Origin of the sequence: Paenibacillus oryzisoli (genome assembly GCF_001653565.1) — a bacterium.
GTDB classification, from domain to species: domain Bacteria; phylum Bacillota; class Bacilli; order Paenibacillales; family NBRC-103111; genus Paenibacillus_E; species Paenibacillus_E oryzisoli.
The window spans coordinates 376211-385421 of the sequence record NZ_LYPB01000076.1; the positions used below are offsets into that span (position 1 = coordinate 376211).

Annotated in this window: 8 protein-coding genes; 6 read left to right on the forward strand and 2 right to left on the reverse strand. The window is 47.4% G+C overall.

Annotation, left to right across the window (positions count from 1 at the left end; genetic code table 11):
• Positions 1-475: 475 nt before the first annotated feature.
• Complete coding sequence (locus A8708_RS22785; RefSeq protein WP_239696805.1) at positions 476-1513, reverse strand: stalk domain-containing protein; 1038 nt, start codon at positions 1511-1513, stop codon at positions 476-478.
• 656 nt (positions 1514-2169) lie between these two features.
• Between A8708_RS22785 and rpoN the strand changes: the two genes are divergently transcribed.
• Positions 2170-3477: an RNA polymerase factor sigma-54 gene (gene rpoN / locus A8708_RS22790; protein WP_204787613.1), complete on the forward strand. Its 1308-nt coding sequence runs from the start codon at positions 2170-2172 to the stop codon at positions 3475-3477.
• A 30-nt stretch (positions 3478-3507) separates the two neighbouring features.
• On the opposite strand, the gene ablB is transcribed toward rpoN, so the two are convergent.
• Positions 3508-4473: a putative beta-lysine N-acetyltransferase gene (ablB, locus tag A8708_RS22795; protein ID WP_239696806.1), complete on the reverse strand. Its 966-nt coding sequence runs from the start codon at positions 4471-4473 to the stop codon at positions 3508-3510.
• Between the two features lie 97 nt (positions 4474-4570).
• On the opposite strand from ablB, the gene A8708_RS22800 reads away from it, so the two are divergent.
• The 5 genes from A8708_RS22800 to A8708_RS22820 all read left to right on the forward strand — a co-directional run bounded on the left by A8708_RS22800 (position 4571) and on the right by A8708_RS22820 (position 8950).
• A complete protein-coding gene (locus tag A8708_RS22800) occupies positions 4571-4834 on the forward strand; it encodes a YokU family protein (RefSeq protein WP_068667586.1) in 264 nt (87 codons plus the stop codon).
• Between the two features lie 67 nt (positions 4835-4901).
• Positions 4902-6266, forward strand: a complete 1365-nt coding sequence (locus A8708_RS22805; protein WP_068667587.1) for an aspartate aminotransferase family protein — start codon at positions 4902-4904, stop codon at positions 6264-6266.
• Positions 6267-6319: 53 nt separating this feature from the next.
• A complete protein-coding gene (locus tag A8708_RS22810) occupies positions 6320-6997 on the forward strand; it encodes a CoA transferase subunit A (RefSeq protein WP_275667926.1) in 678 nt (225 codons plus the stop codon).
• Positions 6964-7626 carry a 3-oxoacid CoA-transferase subunit B gene (locus A8708_RS22815; protein WP_068667589.1) on the forward strand — a complete coding sequence of 221 codons (663 nt, stop codon included), beginning with the start codon at positions 6964-6966 and terminating at the stop codon, positions 7624-7626. The genes A8708_RS22810 and A8708_RS22815 overlap by 34 nt, the downstream gene beginning before the upstream one ends.
• A gap of 34 nt (positions 7627-7660) precedes the next feature.
• Positions 7661-8950 carry a peptidase gene (locus A8708_RS22820; RefSeq protein WP_068667590.1) on the forward strand — a complete coding sequence of 430 codons (1290 nt, stop codon included), beginning with the start codon at positions 7661-7663 and terminating at the stop codon, positions 8948-8950.
• The last annotated feature ends 261 nt before the right edge of the window (positions 8951-9211 follow it).

Below are 9211 nucleotides of genomic sequence, written 5' to 3' on the forward strand. Positions count from 1 at the left end.
AAGAACGCAGCCACAGCTGCGGCTTCGCCGGACTTAAGGCCCAAAAAGGGCCTTAACGGCACCCACGGCAGCGCGCGAACGGAGATAGCGCCCGAAAAGGGCGCTATCTCCTCAAGAACGCAGCTACAGCTGTGGCTTCGCCGGACTTAAGGCCCGAAAAGGGCCTTAACGGCACCCGCGGCAGCGCGCGAACGGAAATAGCGCCCGAAAAGGGCGCTATCTCCTCAAGAACGCAGCCATAGCCGCGGCTTCGCCGGATTTAAGGCCCGAAAAGGGCCTTAACGGCACCCGCGGCAGCGCGCGAACGGAGATAGCACCCCAAAAGGGCGCTATCTCCTCAAGAACGCAGCCACAGCTGCGGCTTCGCCGGATTTAAGGCCCGAAAAGGGCCTTAACGGCACCCGCGGCAGCGCTTGAACGGAAATAGCGCCCGAAAAGGGCGCTATTTCCGTTCGCTATCCTTCCTGCAGCTTTGTTAAAATATTCTCCTAGCCGTAACAAAGCGCTTCTTCCATTTCTCATCGAATGCTGTGAAGTGAACGCCAAGTTCTTTGGAGTACGTTTGAAGAATCCGACCATTTCCTGCATAAATGCCTACATGTCCAATATCGAGCCCGCGTGCTGTGAAGAAGAGGAGATCTCCTTTGCGAAGATCGTCAAGCTTGACTTCTTTCCCTTGCAGCGCTTGATCATAGGAGACACGAGGCAAATTCTTGGATAACACGTGACTAAAAACGTATTGAACAAACGACGAGCAATCGAAGGTATTCGTTTGACCTGAAGCAGCGCCGAACTCGTAAGGAGTTCCAAGGAATTTGGACCCGAAAGAAATTATCGCATCCCCCTGCTTCATAGCAATCGACGTATTCGTGTAATCCGAGTACATCGTAGCAGAGGAAATGAAACCTATTGTGCCGTCTTGTGCTTGAACTTCTAACCATTCCGGATTGATTTCACGAATAACGTGGATTTTTTCGTTTTTTGACAGCATGCGAACAATGTGGGTATCGTTATCTTTGTCTGGTGTGTCGCGTAAATTAACGCCGTATTGGATCGTGGTTTCATTGTCATGAACAGATGAGATTGTAATTGAGCGGGAGTAGTCATGCCATGCGACAAGATTGCCTAGTGCCTCGCTCATAAAACGCAATGGCATCATGGTAGAGCCATCTATAATTTTGCCAGGAAGGGGGAGCTCCAGCCGCTCTTTATTCTTATAGGCAAACGAGTCTCCGATTCCGTACGTTACCGTGATATCGTCTTTCACTGCTGTTACCGTTCGCGTTTTCTCATCCCAAGAGATTGTAGCCCCTTCCGCTTCAAAGAGAGCGCGCATCGGCACGAGGCTATAGCCTGCTTCAATGACAGGAGGTGTTTGGAAGGAGATCGGGTTACCGTCCAAATATACGGTTGGTGCCGTATTTTCCTCAGCATGAACAGTATTTGCTTGAAAAAGCATCATACCAAGCAGCGCGAAATAAGCGCCTTTATACATATATGTAGCCATTCTCATGATGGTTATCCTCATACTTTCTCAGTTAGTGCCTATATATTTCGTTCGGCAAGACTACCTTGAGTCCGTAGGAGGGAGTGGTAAAGTTTGGGAGGATTACTTCTCATTGGGGGAGAGTTCGATTGCTATATCAGCGTTATGAAAACATCTGATTGTCTTGTCAGATTGCAAAATTGAAGCAATTGCGTTATCTCACGGCGTTATTTCAAGACATTTGGCCTAAATTGCTTGTTTTGATCCAGACTACGTTATGCCATAACCTTATCTGGCCTTGCATGTGACCCCGACGAAATGAAATAAAGAAGGCTGCCCTTCAGTAGACGAATCTACTTGTTGGACAGCCTCTTCGACGGTGCGATATTGATGGAGCTCTTGCTTTGAACCTTACTTCGCTAGGTACCTACCTCATCACGTCATTGCAGTACTTCTACTACAGGAAGTGGTATGCGGCACATCTCCTCGCCTCCATATGGATTCAATAACAAATTCCCTTGTGTAAATTGTCTGCGACACAACACCTCACCACTGCGTCACCGTCATGAAATAGTATGTCCGCTCCTTCAAGTAATATACACAGTTTGATTAAAAGTAAATCTGTATGAATACATATAGAAGCAATAAGGAAAAGGGGTGATCACATGCGCCCAGGCTACGGAATGTTCCAACAGCAAGCAGCGAGGATGCGAATAACGCCTCAACTCCGTAAAGCGATTGGGATCCTCAAGCTCTCGACTCCGGAATTGATGGAAGTTATTCAACAAGAGGTAACTGATAATCTGGTGTTGGAAATAGCCGGGAATAAAGGAGGCGCGAACGACTTTACACCAACCTTTTTACGTGGAAATAGAAGTGCCGATTCCAACTATGAGCCTTTACTTCACATAGCATCGAACGAGGTATCCCTGGAGAGACATTTAAAGGAGCAGTTAGGTTTTATCCCAAACATATCGCCATCTATGCGACAAACGGTCATATTGATGGTTGGAAATCTAGACCGCAATGGCTATTTGAGATTCACTTTGCCTGAAATTGCTGAAGTGTGTGGGATGGAGATAGCTCAAGTGGAGCATGCATTACGAATCTTGCAGAGTCTGGATCCCCGCGGCATAGGGGCAAGAGACTTGAGGGAATGTTTGCTTTTGCAAGTCCAATCGCTACCGGATGGCTGCCCAATAGTATCCGAATTAATTAAGAACCATTTGAAGGATATTGCCCATTACCATATTCATAAATTAACGACATTACTTCAAGTTTCTACACAAGAAATTCAGGCTGCGATTGATGTCATTAAGGAATTGAACCCTAGACCCGGCGCAGCCTTTCATATTGAAACAGTTCCTTATATTATTCCCGAGGTCATAATTGAACGAGTAGGTGAGCAATTCTTTGTCCGGCTTCATCAAGAAGCTTCATCGCGACTCTCGGTTAATGGGTACTATGAACGAATGGCTGTATTGGATAGCGACAATAAGGAGGTGACCCAGTTTCTCTCAAGTAAATTACATGCCGCGAAGTTCTTCCTGAAGTGTTTGGAACAAAGAAGAAGGACTATATTCCGAGTAGCGCAAGCCATTGTGGAGGAGCAAAATGAATTCTTCAGTCATGGAATCGCTTATCTCAAACCGATGACCTTAAAGCAGATTGCTGAGAAATTAAGTGTTCATGAATCTACCGTGAGTCGCGCTACGGCAGGGAAATATGCACAAACCCCTTGGGGTATCTTCGAACTGAAACATTTCTTTCCCTCTAGATTGCAAACGGACATCGGGGATTCTGCCTCTTCCGAATATGTTAAATCGAGAATCAAGACGTGGATTAGTGGCGAGAACCCCAGTAAACCACATTCGGATCAAAAGCTGGCTGATTTAATGAAGGGAGAAGGCATCTCCATTTCTCGCAGAACCATTACTAAGTATCGGGAAGAACTCGGTATTTCGTCTTCTATGCGACGAAAACGCATATAATCGGAGGGAAGGTGCGAATTCGCTAACCTATCACTTCAACGATTTGGCCCACAAATTCATGTCTTCGAATTTATCATAAATATCACAATTTTTCGTAAGTCTGCCGTAATATCTGTATCCCATCTGGTAGAAAACGGCATTCATACCGAATGAAAGAGCCCTAGATAAGGAATATGCGCAAGTCACATTCCGTGTAATCAATTCCGCTTCCAATGCATGAATGAGCAGGCGCATAAGTCCTTGATTGCGATAAGCGGGAAGTGTGGCGCAGTCCGTCATCTCAGCATTCGCATAGACCGAATTGATCTCCGCGGAAGCGGCGCTTATGAGCTCACCCGACGATTCAATAAGATAATAGATCGTGCCTTCTCGCATCGTTTTCTCCACATACTTGGCATCATTCATCGGTGTCGGGTAGGTTTGGAAAATGAGGCTGTACAACTGGGAGAGCTGCATGGCATCCTCCATTTGAGCGAGACGCATGGTCATGCTGCTTGGAAGCAACGGTCGATCAGGTTTAACGGGGAGCAGAAGAACCCCCTCAAGAATGTGATCTTCTTCCAGCCAATAGTCGCTAGTCCGGCGCGTAAGGTGAGTATATATGGCCATGCAGTAAGCATCACGACCATTGAAATATCCTTTATAAATACCTTCCAGCATACATCCCTTCGATAAAAATGTCTGCCAATCCACTTCATGTGATTTGATAAACACCTTGGTTAAAGCATGTGTCTTGGCAATTTCGACCGCTCGCATGTAAATAACATCGATATCTCCTGAATAGTCATCTACGCGCAACCTTTTGTTCATAAAATCAAGGCAAAACATCATCCTATAGTCGTTACCGTTCTCAACTTCATTCGAATAGGTTGGCAGATCATTTGGCATCCAGCTTCCCCCTTTACCTATCATCTCCTGCAAAATAACACCAAACAACTGCCAAAATTTTTGCAGCTTTACCCACATCTTTAGCCAACCAATTCCGCTTTTACCCACGCTAACATGTTGGCATCTTTATTGCATTATAATCACTAAGCGTTAAAAAAGTACCATGACTCCAATATTCTGGCTGAATTCGGGAGGTTGTACGCATATGAATTGCATGTGGTGTGAGACGGAAGATATCCGTGAAAGTGCGAAAGATTGTTACTGGATTATGCCTGATGGGAAACTAGCGGTTCAAATCCTAGATATTCCTGCGCTCGAATGTACCAACTGCCGAACCTATGTCTTAGAGAGTACGGCTCAGCAAATCGAAGAGATGTTAGTTTGGCACGATGTTTCTGCATTGGGAACCGCATTTCGTTATGAGGAACTGTTAAAAGCACCGCGAGTAAAAAATTTGTTTCTCAAATAAATTCTGAGCTAGGGATACCGGGTCAATGGCCGGTGGTTATCACGCAAGAGATCTGTGGGGGTGCCTTATGAAGCGGGAATATGTCATCAAGCCGGTTATTGAACACCATTATCCCACGATTCAATATGGGAAAGGCATCTATCTCTACGATGAACAAGGCCAAACTTATATCGACGGCTGTTCGGGAGCCGTGACTGCTGGTTTAGGGCACGGGGTGCAAGACATCATTGATGCGATGATCGAGCAAGCGAACAAGGTATCCTTCGTCTATCGTTCACAGTTTACAAGCGAGCCCACTGAGAAACTGGCAGAGAAGTTATGTGAGTTAGCCCCTGGCAACGATTATTGGACCTTCTTTGTGAATAGCGGTTCGGAAGCGACAGAAACGGCGATGAAGATTGCCATACAGCACTGGCAGGAGAAGGGGCGACCCGGTAAAAATAAAGTGATCTCAAGGCGAATGAGTTATCACGGTATCACGCTCGGTGCATTGTCGATGTCAGGCCACGTGCTGAGGAGAAGAAGATTCATCCCTTTATTAGAAGATTTCCCGGTTGTGATGCCACCGTATTGCTACCGCTGTCCGTTAGGTAAAACCGCTGGGAATTGCCAATTAGCGTGTGCGGACGATTTGGCTACGGCGATTAAGCGGATCGGAGCTGAACATATCGCCGCGTTCATCGCGGAGCCGATTATTGGAGCAGCAGGGGGAGCGATTGTACCTCCAGAAGGCTACTACAAGAAGATCAAAGCCATTTGCGAGCTCTATGACATTTTATTCATCGCTGATGAGGTCATGACAGGTATTGCTCGAACGGGTGCTATGTTCGGTATGGAGCACTACGAGGTTGAGCCAGATCTCATGGCATTAGGCAAAGGTATGAGTGCTGGCTATACGCCAATGGCAGCGACACTTGTCAAAGACCATGTGATGGAGCCTATTCGGCAAGGAACCAAAAGCATCATGTCTGGCCATACATACAGCGCTAATCCGCAATCGGCGGCTGTATCATTAGCGGTTCTTACGTATATCGAAAAGCATCAATTAGTCCGTGCTGCAGAAAGCAAAGGCGTTTATTTATTGAACTTGCTGCGACAACTAGCACAGCAAATTGAGATCATTGGTGATGTGAGAGGCAAGGGATTGCTGCTGGCCATTGAGTTTGTTGCGAATCGGACTGACAAGAGCCCTTTTCCAGCTGCTTTAAGCGTTACATCTCGGATCATTGAGAACGCTTTTCAGAAAGGGTTGCTTGTTTACCCAGCTGCAGGTGCAATAGACGGAGAGGGGGATGCGATTATTGTCGCGCCGCCACTCATCATCTCAGAGGAGGAAATCGACCAACTCGTGCGGATATTGGCTGAATCCATTCGAGAAGTCATGGCGGAGATTTCCCCATCCCCATCCCCATCCACATCGGAGGAGATATGATGGTGTCAGGAAAGAACGCACGAGTGAACGAAGGTGACGGCAAAGTTAGAAGCTTGGAACAAGCGCTCCAAACGATCTCGCATGGTTGTACGTTGATGTTCGGCGGATTTGGAGGTATCGGAACGCCACCAACATTAGTGGAGGGCATCCTTCAGAAAGGGGTCGAGAATCTTACCCTTATTGGTAATGATACAGGTTTCCCCCACATTGGCATTGGACGTTTAGTCACGGCAGGACGCGTAAAGAAAGTCATTGCTTCGCATATCGGCTCTAATCCTAACGCTGGTCAAATGATGGAACAGGGCACGATGGAAGTCGTCTTTTACCCCCAAGGAACACTATGTGAAAAAATTCGTGCCGGCGGTGTTGGGCTAGGCGGTATTTTGGTTGATGTCGGTGTCGGAACGATTATGGAATTGGGGAAGAACACCGTGTCGATCAATGATCAAACGTATCTAGTTGAGCCGGCTTTGACAGCCGACGTTGCTATCGTGCATGCCAAGAAAGCCGATCCGTACGGGAATCTTATTTATGATAAAAGTGGTAGAAATCTAAACCCGCTCGTCGCCATGGCCGGCAAAATAACGATCGCCGAAGTTGATGAAATTGTCCCCCTTGGTGAACTGGATCCTGAAAGTATTGTCACACCGGGTATTTTCGTGGATATGGTGATTTTAAGCGGAGGGGTGACTTGGGAATGGGTATGGGAAAAGAAACCCGCGACCGAATAGCCAAGCGGGCTGCTCAAGAATTGAAGAATGGCATGGCCGTTAATTTAGGTATCGGTATTCCGACGAAGGTTGCCGATTATGTTCCCACAGATATTCATGTCGTATTTCATGCAGAGAATGGTATCCTGAGCGCAGGTGGGGCACCAGTTCCAGGGGAAGAAGATGCTTTTCTATGTAACGCAGGCGGATACCCCATTACGATAAATCGAGGTGCTTCCTATTGCGATAGTGCGATTGCTTTTGCCATGATACGAAGAGGCTGTATAGATCTAACGATCCTTGGGGCTTTAGAGGTGAGTGAGCGAGGAGATCTCGCGAATTGGATTGTGCCTGGGAAACGGGTGGCGGGAATCGGTGGGGCGATGGAGCTTGCGCAAAAAGCAAAGAAAGTCATCGTTCTAATGAACCATGTAAATCGAAACGGAGAGTCAAAGGTTAAAAAACAATGCGAGTTGCCCCTAACCGCAGTAGCCTGTGTGAAGTTGATTATTACGGAAATGGCTGTCATGGAGGTTTCGGGGCAAGGTTTGATTTTAAAAGAAGTCATGCTGCCCTATACAGTAGATGAGGTAGTTCGCAATACAGAGGCTGACTTACTTATTCCTGATCACATTCTTTACATTCCATAATCAGTCAGAGCAAGGCTTGAAGGAGGAGTTTCCTTTGCCTAATAAACGCGTAGCCCTGCAAAAGCAAATCCATGAATGGATTCGTCTTCATCGAGAGGAGGGCACCGATTTTCTTCAGAATCTTGTGAAAATACCCAGCACGCAAGGAAATGAGCAGAGAGCTCAATTCCTCATCGCCGACAAATTACTGGAGCTAGCGCTAGAAGTTGATCTATGGGAACCCGTTGGTGAGGCTTTGGCATCACACCCCTATTTTTGTTCCCCAAGACATCAGTTTACAGGGAGTCCGAATGTGGTTGGTGTTTTGAAAGGTGTCGGTGGGGGACGTTCGCTCTTGCTCAATGGTCACATGGATGTCGTACCAGAGGGAAATCGAGCCCAATGGAATGATGATCCTTATAGCGGTCAGGTGGTTGATGGGAAGCTGTATGGTCGCGGGGCAACCGATATGAAAGGCGGGAATGTCTCTCTCCTTCTCGCTATCGAGGCTATACAGAGTATTGGGATCAAGTTGAAAGGCGATGTGATTTTCGAAAGTGTCATTGAGGAAGAAAGCGGAGGAGCGGGGACTTTAGCTGCCATTGTAAAAGGGTATAAGGCTGATGCGGCGCTCATTCCCGAGCCTACCAATATGCGGATTTTCCCCAAGCAGCAGGGCTCCATGTGGTTCCGAATTGCGGTGAAAGGGCGTTCGGCTCATGGGGGAACACGTTATGAAGGCGTTAGTGCCATTGAGAAAAGTATGATTGTCATCCAGCATATTAGGGAGCTTGAAGTGGAACGAAACGCACGGATTACAGATCCGTTGTATGCCAATAATCCGATTCCGATTCCAATAAACATCGGAGTTATTCACGGAGGCAATTGGCCATCGTCTGTTGCTGATCTGGTTACACTCGAGGGGCGAATGGGTGTCGCACCCGCTGAGACGCTTGATAGCGCCAAAGAGGAAATGCATCAATGGGTGGCGAGACTCAGTGAGAAAGACCCTTGGTTCGAAGCTCATCCACCGAGCGTAGAGTGGTTCGGAGCGCAATGGGTACCAGGCAACGTTGATCCCGACCATGCTTTCATGCAGGTGCTTATGGCGCAATACCGCGCGGTTAAGAAAGAAGAACCTGTAATTGAAGCCTCGCCTTGGGGTACGGACGGCGGGTTGCTCACCCAGATTGGTGAAACGCCGTGTATCGTTTTCGGACCAGGTATCACACAAGTTGCCCATTATCCGAATGAACACATTGAATTGGAACGTGTGTTCGAAGTAGCTGAGATTGTCGCGTTGACCATTGTGGAGTGGTGCGGATGCGAGGGAGTGGAAGAATAGGATGGGGTAAGGCTAGTCGGTGGTGGTGGGGCTGGAGAGTACAGGATGATGTATGATTAGTTGCTGATGGGTGGGACCGGAGTGTAGAGTGATGTAATCGCAAGTTGGTGATGGTAAGGCTGGAGTATGTAATGATGCAATAGCTAGTTGGGTGGGGGAATCCAAGTTTCCTTTCATAGCTATCTAGAGTAAAGGGCTGAAATATTTCAGCCCCTCCTCATCAAACCGTACGTGAGGTTTTCCCTCATACGGCTTTCCGAT

What these genes read in the sequence shown, in the direction of transcription:
- A8708_RS22785 (WP_239696805.1), bottom strand. Translation starts at nt 1,513, where the DNA reads ATGAGAATGGCTACATATATGTATAAAGGCGCTTATTTCGCGCTGCTT.
- rpoN (WP_204787613.1), top strand. Translation starts at nt 2,170, where the DNA reads ATGTTCCAACAGCAAGCAGCGAGGATGCGAATAACGCCTCAACTCCGT.
- A8708_RS22800 (WP_068667586.1), top strand. Translation starts at nt 4,571, where the DNA reads ATGAATTGCATGTGGTGTGAGACGGAAGATATCCGTGAAAGTGCGAAA.
- A8708_RS22805 (WP_068667587.1), top strand. Translation starts at nt 4,902, where the DNA reads ATGAAGCGGGAATATGTCATCAAGCCGGTTATTGAACACCATTATCCC.
- A8708_RS22815 (WP_068667589.1), top strand. Translation starts at nt 6,964, where the DNA reads ATGGGTATGGGAAAAGAAACCCGCGACCGAATAGCCAAGCGGGCTGCT.